General features: G+C 72.3%; 15 protein-coding genes. 14 read left to right on the forward strand and 1 reads right to left on the reverse strand.

The features are described from left to right. Window positions 1-34 precede the first annotated feature (34 nt). The 13 genes from ACZ7D7_RS24125 to ACZ7D7_RS24185 all read left to right on the forward strand — a co-directional run bounded on the left by ACZ7D7_RS24125 (window position 35) and on the right by ACZ7D7_RS24185 (window position 16,217). Window positions 35-1,012, forward strand: coding sequence for an aspartate carbamoyltransferase catalytic subunit (locus ACZ7D7_RS24125; protein WP_470826875.1), 978 nt, complete (start codon window positions 35-37; stop codon window positions 1,010-1,012). Window positions 1,013-1,017: 5 nt separating this feature from the next. Further along, on the forward strand, window positions 1,018-2,304 hold the full coding sequence (locus ACZ7D7_RS24130; protein WP_470826877.1) for a dihydroorotase: 1,287 nt from the start codon (window positions 1,018-1,020) through the stop codon (window positions 2,302-2,304). Further along, on the forward strand, window positions 2,301-2,870 hold the full coding sequence (locus tag ACZ7D7_RS24135) for a PH-like domain-containing protein (protein ID WP_470826878.1): 570 nt from the start codon (window positions 2,301-2,303) through the stop codon (window positions 2,868-2,870). The genes ACZ7D7_RS24130 and ACZ7D7_RS24135 overlap by 4 nt, the downstream gene beginning before the upstream one ends. Then, on the forward strand, window positions 2,867-4,006 hold the full coding sequence (gene carA / locus ACZ7D7_RS24140; RefSeq protein WP_470826879.1) for a glutamine-hydrolyzing carbamoyl-phosphate synthase small subunit: 1,140 nt from the start codon (window positions 2,867-2,869) through the stop codon (window positions 4,004-4,006). The genes ACZ7D7_RS24135 and carA overlap by 4 nt, the downstream gene beginning before the upstream one ends. Beyond that, window positions 3,999-7,307, forward strand: coding sequence for a carbamoyl-phosphate synthase large subunit (gene carB / locus ACZ7D7_RS24145; RefSeq protein ID WP_470826880.1), 3,309 nt, complete (start codon window positions 3,999-4,001; stop codon window positions 7,305-7,307). The genes carA and carB overlap by 8 nt, the downstream gene beginning before the upstream one ends. A gap of 48 nt (window positions 7,308-7,355) precedes the next feature. Continuing rightward, window positions 7,356-8,462 (forward strand): quinone-dependent dihydroorotate dehydrogenase, encoded by a 1,107-nt coding sequence (locus ACZ7D7_RS24150; protein ID WP_470826882.1) that lies wholly within the window; start codon window positions 7,356-7,358, stop codon window positions 8,460-8,462. Continuing rightward, window positions 8,459-9,304 (forward strand): orotidine-5'-phosphate decarboxylase, encoded by an 846-nt coding sequence (pyrF, locus tag ACZ7D7_RS24155; protein WP_470826883.1) that lies wholly within the window; start codon window positions 8,459-8,461, stop codon window positions 9,302-9,304. Before ACZ7D7_RS24150 ends, pyrF begins: the two co-directional genes overlap by 4 nt. Window positions 9,305-9,609: 305 nt before the next feature. After that, window positions 9,610-9,933 (forward strand): integration host factor, encoded by a 324-nt coding sequence (locus ACZ7D7_RS24160; protein WP_003977346.1) that lies wholly within the window; start codon window positions 9,610-9,612, stop codon window positions 9,931-9,933. Window positions 9,934-9,970: 37 nt separating this feature from the next. Then, complete coding sequence (gene gmk, locus ACZ7D7_RS24165) at window positions 9,971-10,528, forward strand: guanylate kinase (RefSeq protein ID WP_470826884.1); 558 nt, start codon at window positions 9,971-9,973, stop codon at window positions 10,526-10,528. A gap of 87 nt (window positions 10,529-10,615) precedes the next feature. Continuing rightward, a complete protein-coding gene (gene rpoZ, locus ACZ7D7_RS24170; RefSeq protein WP_003988945.1) occupies window positions 10,616-10,888 on the forward strand; it encodes a DNA-directed RNA polymerase subunit omega in 273 nt (90 codons plus the stop codon). 122 nt (window positions 10,889-11,010) lie between these two features. Then, window positions 11,011-12,213 carry a bifunctional phosphopantothenoylcysteine decarboxylase/phosphopantothenate--cysteine ligase CoaBC gene (coaBC, locus tag ACZ7D7_RS24175; RefSeq protein ID WP_470826885.1) on the forward strand — a complete coding sequence of 401 codons (1,203 nt, stop codon included), beginning with the start codon at window positions 11,011-11,013 and terminating at the stop codon, window positions 12,211-12,213. Between the two features lie 241 nt (window positions 12,214-12,454). Then, on the forward strand, window positions 12,455-13,663 hold the full coding sequence (metK, locus tag ACZ7D7_RS24180; RefSeq protein ID WP_470826886.1) for a methionine adenosyltransferase: 1,209 nt from the start codon (window positions 12,455-12,457) through the stop codon (window positions 13,661-13,663). Window positions 13,664-14,069: 406 nt separating this feature from the next. Continuing rightward, window positions 14,070-16,217, forward strand: coding sequence for a primosomal protein N' (locus ACZ7D7_RS24185; protein WP_470826887.1), 2,148 nt, complete (start codon window positions 14,070-14,072; stop codon window positions 16,215-16,217). 120 nt (window positions 16,218-16,337) lie between these two features. On the opposite strand, the gene ACZ7D7_RS24190 is transcribed toward ACZ7D7_RS24185, so the two are convergent. Beyond that, window positions 16,338-16,880: a hypothetical protein gene (locus ACZ7D7_RS24190; RefSeq protein WP_470826889.1), complete on the reverse strand. Its 543-nt coding sequence runs from the start codon at window positions 16,878-16,880 to the stop codon at window positions 16,338-16,340. 238 nt (window positions 16,881-17,118) lie between these two features. Here ACZ7D7_RS24190 and fmt point away from each other — a divergent pair, with 238 nt between their 5' ends. After that, window positions 17,119-18,051, forward strand: a complete 933-nt coding sequence (fmt, locus tag ACZ7D7_RS24195) for a methionyl-tRNA formyltransferase (protein WP_470826890.1) — start codon at window positions 17,119-17,121, stop codon at window positions 18,049-18,051. The last annotated feature ends 51 nt before the right edge of the window (window positions 18,052-18,102 follow it).

Below are 18,102 nucleotides of genomic sequence, written 5' to 3' on the forward strand. Positions count from 1 at the left end.
TCTCCCGAATGAACTGCCTTACGGAGCCTGACAGATGCAGCGTCATCTCATCTCGGCCGCCGACCTCTCCCGCGACGACGCCGTCCTGATCCTCGACACCGCCGAGGAGATGGCCCGGGTCGCCGACCGGCCGATCAAGAAGCTGCCGACCCTGCGCGGCCGCACCGTCGTGAACCTCTTCTTCGAGGACTCCACCCGCACCCGGATCTCCTTCGAGGCCGCCGAGAAGCGGCTGTCCGCGGACGTCATCAACTTCTCCGCCAAGGGCTCCTCGGTGTCCAAGGGCGAGTCCCTGAAGGACACCGCCCAGACCCTGGAGGCCATGGGCGTCGACGCCGTCGTCATCCGGCACGGCGCCTCCGGAGCCCCCTACCGCCTCGCCAACTCCGGCTGGATCGACGCCGCCGTGATCAACGCGGGCGACGGCACCCACCAGCACCCCACCCAGGCCCTGCTGGACGCCTTCACCATGCGCCGCCGGCTCGTCGGCCGCGACGCCGGGCTCGGCCAGGACCTCTCCGGCAGGCGTATCACGATCGTCGGCGACGTCCTGCACAGCCGCGTCGCCCGCTCCAACGTCGACCTGCTGAACACACTCGGCGCCGAGGTCACCCTCGTCGCCCCGCCCACCCTCGTGCCGGTCGGCGTCGAGACCTGGCCCTGCGAGGTGTCGTACGACCTCGACAGCACCCTGATGAAGTCCGACGCCGTGATGATGCTGCGCGTCCAGCGCGAGCGCATGAACGCCGCCTTCTTCCCGACCGAGCGCGAGTACTCGCGTCGCTACGGCCTCGACGGCGACCGCATGGCGAAGATGCCGGAGCACGCCATCGTCATGCACCCCGGCCCCATGGTCCGCGGCATGGAGATCACCGCCGAGGTCGCCGACTCCGACCGCTGCACGGTCGTCGAACAGGTCGCCAACGGCGTCTCCATCCGGATGGCCGTCCTGTACCTGCTGCTGGGCGGCAACGAGCCCGCCGTCACCCACACCCGTACCGAGGAGAAGTAAGAACGATGAGCAAGACCCTGATCCGTGGTGCGAAGGTGCTCGGCGGCGAGCCGCAGGACGTCCTGATCGACGGCGAGACGATCGCCGAAGTGGGCACCGGCCTGTCCGCCGAGGGTGCCGAGGTCGTCGAGGCCGACGGCAAGGTGCTCCTGCCGGGCCTGGTCGACCTGCACACCCACCTGCGCGAGCCCGGCCGCGAGGACTCCGAGACCGTCCTGACCGGTACCCGCTCCGCCGCCTCCGGCGGCTACACCGTTGTGTTCGCCATGGCCAACACCTTCCCCGTCGCCGACACCGCCGGCGTCGTCGAGCAGGTCTGGCGGCTCGGCAAGGAGCACGGCTACTGCGACGTGCGGCCCGTCGGCGCCGTCACCGTCGGCCTGGAGGGCAGGAAGCTCGCCGAGCTGGGCGCCATGCACGAGTCGGCGGCCGGCGTCACCGTCTTCTCCGACGACGGCAAGTGCGTCCACGACGCCGTGATCATGCGCCGCGCCCTGGAGTACGTGAAGGCCTTCGGCGGCGTCGTCGCCCAGCACGCCCAGGAGCCGCGGCTGACCGAGGGCGCCGAGATGAACGAGGGCGTCGTCTCCGCCGAACTCGGCCTCGGCGGCTGGCCCGCGGTCGCCGAGGAGGCGATCATCGCCCGCGACGTGCTGCTCGCCGAGCACGTCGGCTCCCGCGTCCACATCTGCCACCTGTCGACCGCCGGGTCCGTCGAGATCGTCCGCTGGGCCAAGTCCCGCGGCATCGACGTCACCGCCGAGGTCACCCCGCACCACCTCCTGCTCACCGAGGAACTGGTCCGGACGTACAACCCCGTCTACAAGGTCAACCCGCCGCTGCGCACCGAGCGTGACGTGATGGCGCTGCGCGAGGCGCTCGCCGACGGCACGATCGACATCGTCGCCACCGACCACGCCCCGCACCCGCACGAGGACAAGGACTGCGAGTGGGCCGCCGCCGCCATGGGCATGGTCGGCCTGGAGACCGCGCTGTCGGTGGTCCAGGAGACGATGGTGGAAACCGGCCTGCTCGACTGGGCGCAGGTCGCCGACCGCATGTCCGTCAAGCCCGCCCTGATCGGCCGCGCCGAGGGCCACGGCCGGCCCGTCTCGGCAGGTGAGCCCGCCAACCTCACGCTGGTGGACACCGCATACCGTGGGTCGGTGGACCCCGCGGGCTTCGCCTCGCGCAGCCGCAACACGCCGTACGAGGGCCGCGAGCTGCCGGGCCGTGTGACCCACACGTGGCTGCGGGGCAAGGCCACGCTCGTCGACGGGAAGCTCACGTGACACCTCTGATCCTGCTGGCCGCCGAGAAGAAATCGGCGGAAGTGACCGACTGGGCCGCCCGCATCGGCTGGGTCGTCGGCCTCGCCCTCTTCGTCGCGCTCGTCTACTGGCTGATGCGCGAGGGCTGGAAGTGGCGCGGCACCCTCCAGAGCGACCTTCCGGAGCTGCCCGCCGCGCCGGACGGCCCCGGCCCGGCGAAACTGACCCTGAGCGGCCGGTACCACGGCTCCACCACCGCCGGGCAGTGGCTCGACCGCATCGTCGCCCACGGCCTGGGCACCCGCAGCCGTGCCGAGCTCACCCTCACGGACGCGGGACTGGACGTCGTACGCCCCGGCGCGAACGACTTCTTCATCCCCAGGGCGGCGCTGCGCGAGGCCCGGCTCGACAAGGGCATCGCCGGCAAGGTCCTGACCGAGGGCGGACTGCTCGTCGTCACCTGGGCGCACGGCGACAAGCTGCTCGACTCCGGGTTCCGCTCGGACCGCGCGGCCGAGCACCACGCGTGGGTCGACGCCCTCAACTCCATGATCGAAACCAACAGCACGGAAGGCGCCGAACGATGACGACCTCCACCAGGGGAACCAGGGTTCCCGCCGTACTCGTCCTGGAGGACGGCCGGATCTTCCGCGGCCGCGCCTACGGGGCCGTGGGGGAGACGTTCGGCGAGGCCGTGTTCTCCACCGGCATGACCGGCTACCAGGAGACCCTCACCGACCCGTCGTACCACCGCCAGGTCGTCGTGATGACCGCCCCGCACGTCGGCAACACCGGCGTCAACGACGAGGACCCCGAGTCGAAGCGCATCTGGGTCGCGGGATACGTGGTGCGCGACCCCGCGCGCGTGCCGTCCAACTGGCGCTCCCGCCGCTCCCTCGACGAGGAGCTGGCCGCGCAGGGCGTCGTCGGCATCAGCGGCATCGACACCCGCGCCCTGACCCGGCACCTGCGCGAGCGCGGCGCCATGCGCGTCGGCATCTTCTCCGGCCACGCGCTGCCCGACGAGGGCACCATGCTCGCCGAGGTCCGCCAGGCCCCCGAGATGACGGGCGCGAACCTCTCCGCCGAGGTCGCCACCACCGAGCCGTACGTCGTCCCCGCGATCGGCGAGAAGAAGTTCACCGTCGCCGCCGTCGACCTCGGCATCAAGGGCATGACCCCGCACCGCATGGCCGAGCGCGGCATCGAGGTGCACGTGCTGCCCGCCACGGCCACCGTCGAGGACGTCTACGCCGTGAACCCCGACGGCGTGTTCTTCTCCAACGGCCCCGGCGACCCCGCCACCGCCGACCACCCCGTCTCCGTGATGCGGGGCGTCCTGGAGCGCGGCACCCCGCTGTTCGGCATCTGCTTCGGCAACCAGATCCTGGGCCGCGCCCTCGGCTTCGGCACCTTCAAGCTGAAGTACGGCCACCGCGGCATCAACCAGCCCGTGCAGGACCGCACGACCGGCAAGGTCGAGGTCACCGCGCACAACCACGGATTCGCCGTCGACGCCCCGCTCGACAAGGTGTCCGACACCCCCTACGGCCGCGCCGAGGTCTCCCACGTCTGCCTCAACGACAACGTGGTGGAGGGCCTCCAGCTCCTCGACAAGCCGGCCTTCAGCGTCCAGTACCACCCCGAAGCGGCAGCCGGCCCGCACGACGCCGCCTACCTGTTCGACCGCTTCGTGAAGCTCATGGAGGGCCAGCGTGCCTAAGCGCACCGATATCCAGTCCGTCCTGGTCATCGGCTCCGGCCCGATCGTCATCGGCCAGGCCGCCGAGTTCGACTACTCCGGCACCCAGGCGTGCCGCGTGCTCAAGGCCGAGGGCCTGCGCGTCGTCCTGGTGAACTCCAACCCGGCGACGATCATGACCGACCCGGAGATCGCCGACGCCACCTACGTCGAGCCGATCACCCCCGAGTTCGTCGAGAAGATCATCGCCAAGGAGCGCCCCGACGCCCTGCTGCCCACCCTGGGCGGCCAGACGGCCCTCAACACCGCGATCTCCCTGCACGAGAACGGCGTCCTCGACAAGTACGGCGTCGAGCTGATCGGCGCCAACGTCGAGGCGATCCACAAGGGCGAGGACCGCGACCAGTTCAAGGAGGTCGTGGAGGCCGTCCGCGCCAAGATCGGGCACGGCGAGTCCGCCCGCTCCTACATCTGCCACACCATGGACGACGTCCTGCGCGGCGTCGAGGAGCTCGGCGGCTACCCGGTCGTGGTCCGCCCCTCCTTCACGATGGGCGGCGCCGGCTCCGGCTTCGCGCACGACGAGGAGGAGCTGCGCCGCATCGCCGGACAGGGCCTCACGCTCTCCCCGACCACCGAGGTGCTCCTGGAGGAGTCCATCCTCGGCTGGAAGGAGTACGAGCTGGAGCTGATGCGCGACAAGAACGACAACGTCGTGGTCGTCTGCTCCATCGAGAACTTCGACCCGATGGGCGTGCACACCGGCGACTCCATCACCGTCGCCCCCGCGATGACGCTCACCGACCGCGAGTACCAGATCCTGCGCGACATCGGCATCGCCGTGATCCGCGAGGTCGGCGTCGACACCGGCGGCTGCAACATCCAGTTCGCGGTCAACCCCGAGGACGGCCGGGTCATCGTCATCGAGATGAACCCGCGCGTGTCCCGCTCCTCCGCGCTCGCCTCCAAGGCCACCGGCTTCCCGATCGCGAAGATCGCCGCCAAGCTCGCCGTCGGCTACACCCTGGACGAGATCCCGAACGACATCACGCGCGAGACCCCGGCCTCCTTCGAGCCGACCCTCGACTACGTGGTCGTGAAGGCGCCGCGCTTCGCCTTCGAGAAGTTCCCGCAGGCCGACTCCACGCTGACCACCACCATGAAGTCGGTCGGCGAGGCCATGGCCATCGGCCGCAACTTCACCGAGGCCTTCCAGAAGGCGCTGCGCTCGCTGGAGAAGAAGGGCAGCCAGTTCACCTTCGTCGGCGAGCCCGGCGACAAGACCGAGTTGCTCGAGCAGGCGGTCCGCCCGACCGACGGACGCATCAACACCGTCATGCAGGCCATCCGCGCCGGCGCCACCCCGGAGGAGGTCTTCGCGTACACGAAGATCGACCCCTGGTTCGTCGACCAGCTCTTCCTCATCAAGGAGATCGCCGACGAGCTCGCCGAGGCGCCCGAGCTGACCCGCGAGCTGCTCGCCGAGGCCAAGCGGCACGGCTTCTCCGACCAGCAGATCGGCGAGATCCGCGGCCTGCGCGAGGACGTCGTCCGCGAGGTCCGGCACGCGCTCGGCATCCGCCCGGTCTACAAGACGGTCGACACCTGCGCCGCCGAGTTCGCCGCGAAGACGCCGTACTTCTACTCGTCCTACGACGAGGAGACCGAGGTCGCCCCGCGCGAGAAGCCCGCGGTGATCATCCTGGGCTCCGGCCCCAACCGCATCGGCCAGGGCATCGAGTTCGACTACTCCTGCGTCCACGCCTCGTTCGCGCTGAGCGACGCCGGCTACGAGACCGTGATGGTCAACTGCAACCCGGAGACCGTCTCCACGGACTACGACACCTCCGACCGCCTGTACTTCGAGCCGCTGACGCTGGAGGACGTGCTGGAGATCGTCCACGCCGAGCAGCAGGCCGGGCCCGTCGCGGGCGTCGTCGTGCAGCTCGGCGGGCAGACCCCGCTCGGCCTGTCGCAGGCGCTCAAGGACAACGGCGTGCCCATCGTCGGCACCTCCCCGGAGGCCATCCACGCCGCCGAGGACCGCGGCGCCTTCGGCCGCGTCCTCGCCGAGGCCGGCCTGCCCGCCCCCAAGCACGGCACCGCCACCACCTTCGCCGAGGCCAAGGCCATCGCCGACGAGATCGGCTACCCGGTCCTCGTCCGCCCGTCCTACGTGCTCGGCGGACGCGGCATGGAGATCGTCTACGACGAGAACCGTCTGGAGGCGTACATCGCCGAGTCGACCGAGATCAGCCCCTCGCGGCCGGTCCTCGTCGACCGCTTCCTGGACGACGCCATCGAGATCGACGTCGACGCCCTGTACGACGGCGAGGAGCTGTACCTCGGCGGCGTCATGGAGCACATCGAGGAGGCCGGCATCCACTCCGGCGACTCGGCGTGCGCCCTGCCCCCCATCACCCTGGGCGGCTTCGACATCAAGCGGCTGCGCGCCTCCACCGAGGGCATCGCGCGGGGCGTCGGCGTGCGCGGCCTGATCAACATCCAGTTCGCGCTGGCCGGCGACATCCTCTACGTCCTGGAGGCCAACCCGCGCGCCTCGCGCACCGTCCCCTTCACCTCGAAGGCGACCGCGGTGCCGCTCGCCAAGGCCGCCGCCCGCATCTCGCTGGGCGCGACCATCGCCGAGCTGCGCGCCGAGGGCCTGCTGCCGGCCACCGGCGACGGCGGCGAACTGCCGCTCGACGCGCCGATCTCCGTCAAGGAGGCCGTCATGCCGTGGTCGCGGTTCCGCGACATCCACGGCCGCGGCGTCGACACCGTCCTCGGCCCGGAGATGCGCTCCACCGGCGAGGTCATGGGCATCGACTCCGTCTTCGGCACGGCGTACGCCAAGTCGCAGGCGGGCGCCTACGGGCCGCTGCCGACCAAGGGCCGCGCCTTCATCTCGGTCGCCAACCGCGACAAGCGCTCGATGATCTTCCCGGCGCGCGAGCTCGTCGCGCACGGCTTCGAGCTGCTCGCCACGTCCGGCACCGCCGAGGTGCTCAAGCGCAACGGCATCAACGCCACCGTCGTCCGCAAGCAGTCCGAGGGCCCCGGCCCGAACGGCGAGCGGACCATCGTCCAGCTCATCCACGACGGCGAGGTCGACCTCATCGTCAACACCCCGTACGGCACCGGCGGCCGCCTCGACGGCTACGACATCCGCACGGCGGCCGTGGCACGCTCCGTGCCCTGCCTGACGACCGTCCAGGCCCTCGCCGCGGCGGTCCAGGGCATCGACGCGCTCAACCACGGCGACGTGGGCGTCCGATCGCTCCAGGAACACGCGGAATTCCTGACCGCGGCCCGCGACTAGCCCCGAGGGGGACACCGGAAACGGTGTCCCCCTCCGCATGAGGACACCATGTACACCTTCTTCTTCACTCTCTTCTTCCGGCGGATGGACGCGGAGCGGGCCCACCACCTCGCCTTCCGCTGGATCCGGCTCGCCGCCCGCATCCCCGTGCTGCGCACCTTCCTCGCCGCCGTGCTCGCCCCCCGGCACAAGGAGCTGCGCACCGAGGCCCTCGGCCTGCGCATGCACGGCCCCTTCGGACTCGCGGCCGGCTTCGACAAGAACGCCGCCGCCATCGACGGCATGGCCATGCTCGGCTTCGACCACGTCGAGATCGGCACGGTCACCGGCGAGCCGCAGCCCGGCAACCCCAAGAAGCGGCTGTTCCGGCTGGTCGAGGACCGCGCGCTGATCAACCGCATGGGCTTCAACAACGACGGCTCGCTCGCCGTCGCCGCCCGGCTGGCCTCCCGCAACCCCGTCTTCAGGACCGTCGTCGGCGTCAACATCGGCAAGACCAAGGTCGTCCCCGAGGAGGAGGCCGTCGCGGACTACGTGAAGTCGGCCGAGCGGCTCGCCCCGTTCGCCGACTACCTCGTCGTCAACGTCTCCTCGCCGAACACCCCGGGGCTGCGCGACCTCCAGGCCGTCGACCACCTGCGGCCCCTGCTGAGCGCCGTCCGCGAGGCAGCCGACCGCCGGGTGCCCGACCGGCGCGTCCCGCTCCTGGTCAAGATCGCGCCGGACCTGGCCGACGAGGACGTCGACGCGGTCGCCGACCTGGCCGTCGAGCTCGGCCTGGACGGCATCATCGCCACCAACACCACCATCGCGCGCGAGGGCCTCGGCCTGACCTCCGCCCCCGCCCTGGTGCAGGAGACCGGCGGCCTGTCCGGCGCCCCGCTCAAGGCGCGCTCCCTGGAGGTGCTGCGCCGCCTGTACGCGCGCGTGGGCGACCGCGTCACCCTGATCGGGGTCGGCGGCATCGAGGACGCCGAGGACGCCTGGCAGCGCATCCTGGCCGGCGCCACGCTCGTCCAGGGCTACAGCGCCTTCATCTACCAGGGCCCCTTCTGGAGCCGCGCCCTCCACAAGGGCTTGGCCGCGCGCCTGCGCACCAGCCCGTACGCCACCCTCGCCGACGCGGTCGGCGCCGACGTGAGGAAGCCCGCATGACCGTATCGGAGCCCTTCGGCGCCCGCCTGCGCCGTGCCATGGACGAGCGCGGCCCGCTGTGCGTCGGCATCGACCCGCACGCTTCGTTGCTCGCCGAGTGGGGCCTGAACGACGACGTGGCGGGTCTGGAGCGGTTCAGCCGCACGGTCGTCGAGGCGGTCGCCGACCGGGTCGCCGTGCTCAAGCCGCAGAGCGCGTTCTTCGAGCGCTTCGGCTCGCGGGGCGTCGCCGTCCTGGAGAAGTCGGTCGAGGAGGCGCGGGCGGCGGGCGCGCTGGTCGTGATGGACGCCAAGCGCGGCGACATCGGCTCGACCATGGCCGCGTACGCGGAGTCGTTCCTGCACAAGGACGCCCCGCTGTTCTCGGACGCGCTGACCGTCTCCCCGTACCTCGGCTACGGCTCGCTGGGCCCGGCCGTCGCGCTGGCGCGCGAGAGCGGCGCCGGGCTGTTCGTGCTGGCGCTGACCTCCAACCCGGAGGGCGGCGAGGTCCAGCACGCGGTGCGGTCCGACGGGCGCAGCGTGGGCGCGACCGTGCTGGCCCACCTGGCCGCCGAGAACGCGGGGGAGGAGCCACTGGGGTCCTTCGGCGCGGTGGTCGGCGCGACGCTGGGCGACCTGTCGGCGTACGACCTGGACATCAACGGTCCGCTGCTGGCCCCCGGCATCGGTGCTCAGGGGGCGACCCCGGCCGATCTGCCGGGCGTGTTCGGTGCCGCGGTGCGCAACGTCGTGCCGAACGTCAGCCGCGGCGTGCTGCGGCACGGGCCCGACACCGCGGCCCTGCGCGCGGCCGCCGACCGCTTCGCCGGGGAGATCCGCGAGGCCGTGACCTCAGGCTGAGCACGGAGGAGTGCCGCCGGGCGCTCCCGGAGCGCTTCCCCCCGCTTGCGGGAGCCCCGGCCGGACGATCCAGCGCCCCCTTGAGCCTGGATACATCCTCAAATCCAGGGCATTATGTCCTAAATGTCCGCCCTGACGGAGGCTGACCAGGACTTTTCCGCTGTTCTCGCTGACTCTGGCGGAGTTGCCCGCTAGTCTCCGACGAGAGAACGGGCAAGCGTGTTGCTCGTGCCTCCCCAGGTGTGGGGCGACTAGGTTCCTCACCGGTCCGTATCCGACAGTTCGACATCCGAGGTGACGTAGGCGTGGCTCTTCCGCCCCTTACCCCTGAACAGCGCGCAGCCGCGCTCGAAAAGGCCGCCGCGGCTCGCCGGGAGCGGGCCGAGGTCAAGAATCGACTCAAGCACTCCGGCGCCTCCCTCCACGAGGTCATCAAGCAGGGCCAGGAGAACGACGTCATCGGCAAGATGAAGGTCTCCGCTCTCCTTGAGTCCCTGCCGGGCGTGGGCAAGGTCCGCGCCAAGCAGATCATGGAGCGACTGGGCATCTCCGAGAGCCGTCGTGTGCGAGGCCTCGGTTCCAACCAGATCGCCTCCCTGGAGCGCGAGTTCGGCAGCACCGGCTCCTGAGTCCCGGGCACCCCGGGACAACTGGAATAATCGCTGCATGACTGAACGTCCGCGGCTGACCGTGCTCTCCGGCCCCTCAGGGGTCGGCAAGAGCACGGTCGTCGCCCATATGCGCAAGGAACACCCCGAGGTCTGGCTCTCGGTGTCGGCGACGACCCGCAAGCCCCGCCCCGGCGAGAAGCACGGAGTCCACTACTTCTTCGTCACCGACGAGGAGATGGACAAGCTGATCGCCAACGGCGAGCTGCTGGAGTGGGCGGAGTTCGCCGGCAACCGCTACGGCACGCCGCGCGCGGCCGTCCTCGAGCACCTGGAGGCGGGTGTGCCCGTCCTCCTGGAGATCGACCTCCAGGGTGCCCGGCAGGTCCGCGAGTCCATGGCGGAGGCCCATCTCGTGTTCCTGGCTCCGCCCTCCTGGGAGGAGCTGGTGCGCAGACTCACCGGCCGGGGCACCGAACCGCCCGACGTGATCGAGCGGCGCCTCAGTGCGGCCAAGGTCGAGCTCGCGGCCGAGCCGGAGTTCGACGAGACCCTGGTCAACACCTCCGTCGAGGATGTGGCGCGCGAGCTGCTAGCCTTGATGGATGTTGTGTGATCACGGATTCCCCGATCCGCTGACCATTCGGCGCCGCCGGGTTCAGTGATCACGACCGATCTTTTCCCATCCATCGGAAGGTAGAGCGTGTCCTCTTCCATCTCCGCGCCCGAGGGCATCATCAACCCGCCGATCGACGAGCTCCTCGAGGCCACCGACTCGAAGTACAGCCTCGTGATCTACGCGGCCAAGCGGGCCCGCCAGATCAACGCGTACTACTCGCAGCTCGGCGAGGGCCTCCTCGAGTACGTCGGTCCGCTCGTCGACACCCACGTGCACGAGAAGCCGCTCTCGATCGCCCTCCGGGAGATCAACGCGGGGCTGCTGACGTCCGAGGCCGTCGAGGGTCCGGCGCAGTAGTATTTTCAGCTTTCAGTTGGTTTTTCCACAGGCCCGGCAGTCATGCTGCCGGGCCTGTGGTGTGTGATGGAGACGTGCGCTCGTCGTCCGGCGCACCCAAGCCGAGAAAGCGGGGAGAAACGGTGGACAAGCCGAAGGTCGTCCTGGGGGTCAGCGGAGGCATCGCGGCGTACAAGGCCTGCGAGCTGCTGCGCAGACTGACGGAGTCGGGCCACGACGTGCGCGTCGTCCCCACCGCGTCGGCGCTGCATTTCGTCGGGGCCGCCACCTGGTCCGCCCTCTCCGGCCACCCGGTCTCGACCGAGGTCTGGGACGACGTGCACGAGGTCCCGCACGTCCGCATCGGCCAGCACGCCGACCTGGTGATCGTCGCCCCGGCCACCGCCGACATGCTCGCCAAGGCCGCCCACGGCATCGCCGACGACCTGCTCACCAACACCCTCCTCACCGCCCGCTGTCCGGTCGTCTTCGCCCCGGCGATGCACACCGAGATGTGGGAGCACCCGGCCACCCAGGAGAACGTGGCCACCCTCCGCCGCCGCGGCGCCGTCGTCGTGGAACCGGCCGTGGGCCGCCTCACCGGCGTCGACACCGGCAAGGGGCGGCTGCCCGACCCCGCCGAGATCTTCGAGGTCTGCCGCCGGGTGCTGGCCCGCGGCGTCACCGAACCCGACCTCACCGGGCGGCACGTGGTCGTCAGCGCCGGCGGCACCCGCGAGCCCCTCGACCCCGTCCGCTTCCTCGGCAACCGCTCCTCGGGCAAGCAGGGCTACGCCCTCGCCCGCACCGCCGCCGCCCGCGGCGCCCGCGTCACGCTGATCTCGGCGAACGCCGCGCTGCCCGACCCGGCCGGCGTCGACGTCGTGCCCGTCGGCACGGCCGTCCAGCTGCGCGAGGAGGTGCTGAAGGCGGCCGCCGACGCCGACGCGGTCGTCATGGCCGCCGCGGTCGCGGACTTCCGCCCGGCGAGCTACGCCAGCGGGAAGATCAAGAAGAAGGACGGCCAGGAGCCCGAGCCCGTCACCCTGGTCCGCAACCCCGACATCCTCGCGGAGATCTCGGCCGACCGCGCCCGCCCCGGCCAGGTCGTCGTGGGCTTCGCCGCCGAGACCGACGACGTCCTCGCCAACGGCCGCAAGAAGCTCGCCCGCAAGGGCTGCGACCTCCTCGTGGTGAACGAGGTGGGGGAGCGCAAGACCTTCGGCGCCGAGGAGAACGAGGCCGTCGTCCTGGGCGCCGACGGCAGCGAGACCCCCGTGCCGCACGGCCCGAAGGAGGCACTGGCCGAAACCGTGTGGGACCTCGTGGCCGAACGACTGCGCTGAAGACCGCAGCCGAATTCACAGGTTCCTGAAACCATGCCCCTCCGGGCGCGGCGGCTCTGGCCAACCGCGCTTGCGATTGGGCAGAATGCGGGTGTCGCAGGTCACAGCGCTCCCGAGAGGCGAGACAGGGGGTCCAGTGGCCGAACGTCACCGATAAACTGTTACTCGGACGCCGCCGGGCGCAGCCCCCGGCCCGTCCACCAATGATCAGCCAGCAGCCGCTGCAACCCCAGGGAGCGTTGTGTCCCGTCGCCTGTTCACCTCGGAGTCCGTGACCGAGGGTCACCCCGACAAGATCGCTGACCAGATCAGCGACACCATTCTCGACGCGCTCCTGCGCGAGGACCCGACCTCACGTGTCGCGGTCGAGACCCTGATCACCACCGGCCTCGTGCACGTGGCCGGCGAGGTCACCACCAAGACCTACGCGGACATCGCGACCCTCGTCCGCGGCAAGATCCTCGAGATCGGCTACGACTCCTCCAAGAAGGGCTTCGACGGCGCCTCCTGCGGCGTGTCGGTGTCGATCGGCGCGCAGTCCCCGGACATCGCGCAGGGCGTGGACGCCGCCTACGAGGCCCGCGTCGAGGGCGACGAGGACGAGCTGGACCGGCAGGGCGCCGGCGACCAGGGCCTGATGTTCGGCTACGCGACGGACGAGACGCCGACGCTGATGCCGCTGCCGATCTTCCTGGCGCACCGCCTGTCGAAGCGCCTGTCCGAGGTGCGCAAGAACGGCACCATCCCCTACCTGCGCCCGGACGGCAAGACGCAGGTCACCATCGAGTACGACGGCGACAAGGCGGTCCGCCTGGACACGGTCGTCGTCTCCTCGCAGCACGCGTCGGACATCGACCTGGACTCGCTGCTCGCGCCCGACATCCGCGAGTTCGTCGTCGAGCCCGAGCTGAAGGCGCTCGTCGACGAGGGCATCAAGCTCGACACCGACAGCTACCGCCTGCTGGTCAACCCGACCGGCCGTTTCGAGATCGGCGGCCCGATGGGTGACGCCGGCCTGACCGGTCGCAAGATCATCATCGACACCTACGGCGGCATGGCCCGCCACGGCGGCGGCGCGTTCTCCGGCAAGGACCCGTCCAAGGTGGACCGCTCGGCGGCGTACGCGATGCGCTGGGTCGCGAAGAACGTCGTCGCCGCGGGTCTGGCCTCGCGCTGCGAGGTGCAGGTGGCGTACGCGATCGGCAAGGCCGAGCCGGTCGGCCTGTTCGTGGAGACGTTCGGCACGGCCAAGGTCGACACCGAGAAGATCGAGCAGGCCATCGACGAGGTCTTCGACCTCCGCCCGGCCGCGATCATCCGCGACCTCGACCTGCTCCGCCCGATCTACGCCCAGACCGCCGCGTACGGCCACTTCGGCCGTGAGCTGCCCGAGTTCACCTGGGAGCGCACGGACCGCGTGGACGCGCTGCGCAAGGCCGCGGGTCTGTAGCCCTCGGGCACGCACGTCAGGAGGCCCGGCACCCTTCGGGGCGCCGGGCCTCGGCGCGTTGGGCGTCGCGGCATCCGTTCCCGGTCCGGTCCCGGCGTACGGCCGGGTGCCCGGCCCCGGCGTACGGCTCCGGGCTCGGTGCGTGACGGCCGGAAATCCGCTCGCGGATCGCCGCCGCCCGGCGAGATGCTGGTGGAGCTGACACCGCGGTGCCCGGTGCGAAGGCAGCGGCTACTTCTGGGCTCGGGCGGACCACAGCCCCTGGAGCCCTCGCGGGTTCGAATCCCGTCGTCGGCCGGGCCTGCCCGGGCGACGTGGCCGAGTGGGCGATGGCAAAGTGCGTGCCGCAGCCGAAGGGGATCTCGGGCGCCGTCGGATGTCAGCGGGCTTTGGTAAGAATGCAAGCGTGAGCAGCGAGAACGAACAGGCCGACGGCGGCGCGGAGGGCGCGCCGCCCGAGCAGCTCGCGCTCATCCGGGAGAGCGTGCGCAAGGCGAGGACGCCGCGTGCCAAGCCGCGGACCTGGCGGGGCGCCGCGCTGGCCAAGGACCTGCCCGTGGCCCGCGTCCTCGTCGACAAGGGCGTGCTGCATCTCGACCGGTACTTCGACTACGCGGTGCCCGAGGAACTCGACGCGGACGCCCGGCCCGGGGTGCGGGTGCGGGTGCGGTTCGGGGCCGGGCGGCACCGGGTGCGCGACGGGCGGCGCGAGGGCGGCGGCCTCATCGACGGGTTCCTGATCGAGCGGCTCGCCGAGTCCGACTACTCCGGGCCGCTGGCCGCGCTCGCCCAGGTCGTCTCGCCCGAGCCGGTGCTCAGCGAGGAACTGCTGGGCCTGGCCCGCGCCGTAGCCGACCGGTACGCGGGCAGCCTCGCCGACGTGCTCCAGCTCGCCGTGCCGCCGCGCAACGCCCGCGCCGAGCAGCGGCCCTCACCCGCGCCGCTGCCCCCGCCGACCGCCCCCCGGGCCGCATCCTGGGCGCGCTACGAGCGCGGGGCCGCCTTCCTGGAGTCCCTGGCCGCGGGCGGCGCGCCGCGCGCCGTGTGGAACGCGCTGCCGGGTCCCGAGTGGAGCGACGAGCTGGCGCGGGCCGTCGCGGCGACACTCGCGTCGGGACGCGGGGCGCTCGTCGTCGTCCCCGACGGCCGGGCCGTCGCGCGGGTCGACGCCGCGCTGACCGCGCTGCTGGGGGAGGGCCGGCACGCGGTGCTCACCGCCGACGCCGGTCCGGAGAAGCGGTACGCGCAGTGGCTCGCGGTGCGCCGGGGGGCGGTACGGGCCGTCGTCGGGACCCGCGCCGCGATGTTCGCGCCGGTCCAGGATCTCGGCCTGGTCGCCCTCTGGGACGACGGCGACGACAGCCACAGCGAGCAGCACGCCCCGCAGCCGCACGCGCGCGAGGTGCTGCTGCTGCGCGCCGCACTGGACAAGTGCGGCTTCCTGCTGGGCGGTTGGAGCTGCACCGTGGAGGCGGCCCAGCTCGTGGAGACCGGCTGGGCCGGGCCGCTCGTCGCCACCCGGGAACAGGTGCGGGCCGCCGCCCCGCTCGTGCGGACCGTGGGCGACCAGGACCTCGCCCGGGACGAGGCCGCGCGGGCCGCCCGGCTGCCCACGCTCGCCTGGCAGGCCGTCAGGGACGGTCTGCGCAGCGGCCCGGTGCTGGTGCAAGTGCCCCGCCGGGGGTACGTGCCGAGGATGGCGTGCGCCACCTGCCGGGCGCCCGCCCGTTGCCGGCACTGCGCGGGTCCGCTGGAGGCGCAGGACGCGGAAGGGCTGCGCTGCGGTTGGTGCGGGCGTGAGGAGGGCGGCTGGCACTGCCCGGAGTGCGGTGGGTTCCGGCTGCGGGCCCAGGTCGTGGGGGCGCGGCGCACCGCCGAGGAGCTGGGGCGGGCCTTCCCCGCCGTGCCGGTGCGCACGTCGGGGCGCGAGCACGTGCTGGACACGGTGCCGGGAGCGCCCGCGCTGGTCGTGAGCACGCCGGGCGCCGAACCGGTGGCGGAGGGCGGCTACGCGGCGGCGCTGCTGCTGGACGGCTGGGCGATGCTGGGCCGGCCCGATCTGCGGGCGGGCGAGGACGCGCTGCGGCGCTGGATCGCGGCGTCGGCCCTGGTCCGGCCGCAGGGCGCGGGCGGCACCGTGGTCGTCGTCGCCGAACCGACGCTGCGGCCCGTGCAGGCGCTGGTGCGGTGGGACCCGGTCGGGCACGCCGTGCGGGAGCTGGGGGAGCGGGCCGAGCTGGGCTTTCCGCCGGTGTCGCGGATGGCGGCGGTGTCGGGTCCCCCGGAGGCGCTGGCCGCGTTCCTCGGCGCCGTCGAACTGCCGCTGCAGGCCGAGGTGTTGGGCCCCGTCCCGCTGCCCGTCACGGCGGCCGGAAGACAGCGCCGGCCCGGTGCGCCACCGCCCGGCGAGCAGTGGGACCGCGCGCTGATCCGGGTGCCCCCCGGCACGGGAGCCGCGCTGGCCGCCGCCCTGAAGACCGCCCAGGCGGCCCGCATGGCGCGGGGCGGAGCGGAGCCGGTGTGGGTGCGGATCGACCCGCTGGACATCGGGTGACACGACCGCACCCCGCCGGAGGCGGACGTGTCACCGCGAACACACGAGCCCCGGCCCCACACACGCCGCTGCCCTCCCAGGTCGGCGCCGGGAGGGCAGAACAGGCGGAGGGCGGCGCCGTCAGCCGTTGCGCGGGCCGGGGAACGGGGTCGGCCTCGGCTCTTCGCGGAGCGCCGGGCTGCCCGCCGTCGGCTGGGTCGGCATGGAGCGCGCCGCGGGGACCGTGGGCATGCCGGAACCCACCGCGACCGGCCGGTTGCCGGACGGCTCCGGGGCGTTCGCGGGTTCGGCGGCGGGCGCGGTCGGCTGCGGGGCGGCGCGGCGCGCACCGTAACGGCGGTGCACCGCCTGCTTGGTGACCCCGAGCGCGGAACCCACGGCGTCCCACGAGAAGCCGAGCGAGCGGTCGAAGTCCACGGCGGCCGTGACCAGCGTCTCGACACTGTCCCGCAGTTCCTGCGCGAGACGGACGGTGGGAGCGGGCGCGCGTCCGTAGACGACGAAGCCCGTGGCGGGGCCGGAGCGGCGCGGGCGGTAGACGTTGCCCAACTGGGCGGTGAGCGTGCGCAGTGCGTCCACCTGCCGGCGGACCCGCTCGATGTCCCGCACCAGCAAGTGCAGGCTGGCCCGAGCCTGGGCGTCGTGGGTTGCGTGGTCGGCCATGAACAAGCCTCTCGAACCGGCGTTGAAAGGAATGGGCCGCGTTCGCGGCCCGAAGTGGTCAACTCTTTCTTGACCAACGCGGATTCGCTCCGAGGGTCACGGGTCGGGGGCGTACGGGAATCTTCGCGCGCCCGTTTCCGCCGGCGCACCACCCGCTTCCCGCAGGCCCCCCGCCGCAGACGCGCGCCATAGACTTGCCCTGCCCGCCGACCCCCGCCCGAGAGGCCCGAACCACCCCATGAAGCTCGTCTTCGCCGGTACCCCCGAGGTCGCCGTTCCCGCTCTCGACGCTCTGCTCGCCTCCGGGCGGCACGAGGTGGCCGCCGTCGTCACGCGGCCCGACGCGCCGGCCGGGCGCGGGCGCAGGCTCGTCGCGAGCCCCGTCGCCGAGCGCGCCGAGGAGGCCGGCATCGAGGTGCTGAAGCCGGTGAAGCCGAAGGACCCCGAATTCCTCGCCCGGCTGCGGGAGATCGGCCCCGACTGCTGCCCCGTCGTCGCCTACGGCGCCCTGCTGCCCCGCGTCGCCCTCGATGTGCCCGCGCACGGCTGGGTCAACCTGCACTTCTCGCTGCTGCCCGCCTGGCGCGGCGCCGCCCCCGTGCAGCACTCCCTCATGGCGGGCGACGAGATCACCGGCGCGTCGACCTTCCTCATCGAGGAGGGGCTCGACTCCGGGCCCGTCTACGGCACCGTCACGGAGGAGATCCGGCCCACCGACACCAGCGGCGACCTGCTCACCCGGCTCGCCTTCGCCGGGGCCGGGCTGCTCGCCGCGACCATGGACGGCATCGAGGACGGCACCCTGAAGGCCGTGCCGCAGCCCGCCGAGGGCGTCAGTCACGCGCCGAAGATCACCGTCGAGGACGCCGAGGTCCACTGGAGCGCCCCCGCCCTGCGCGTCGACCGGATCGTGCGCGGCTGCACGCCCGCGCCCGGCGCCTGGACCACGTTCCGGGGCGAGCGGCTCAAGCTCATCCAGATCACGCCCGTGCCCGACCGGACCGACCTCGCCCCCGGGCAGCTCGCCGCAGGGAAGAACAGCGTGCACGTCGGCACCGGCTCGTACGCCGTGGAGCTGCTGTGGGTGCAGGCCCAGGGCAAGAAGCCGATGAAGGCGGCCGACTGGGCGCGCGGCGTGCGGATCGCCGACGGCGAGCGGCTCGGCGCCTGACGCGGGCGGCTCCCGGCCGCCCCGGACGACGTAGGCTGGAGCGCGCACTTC

The organism is Streptomyces sp. NPDC037054 (assembly GCF_055606745.1).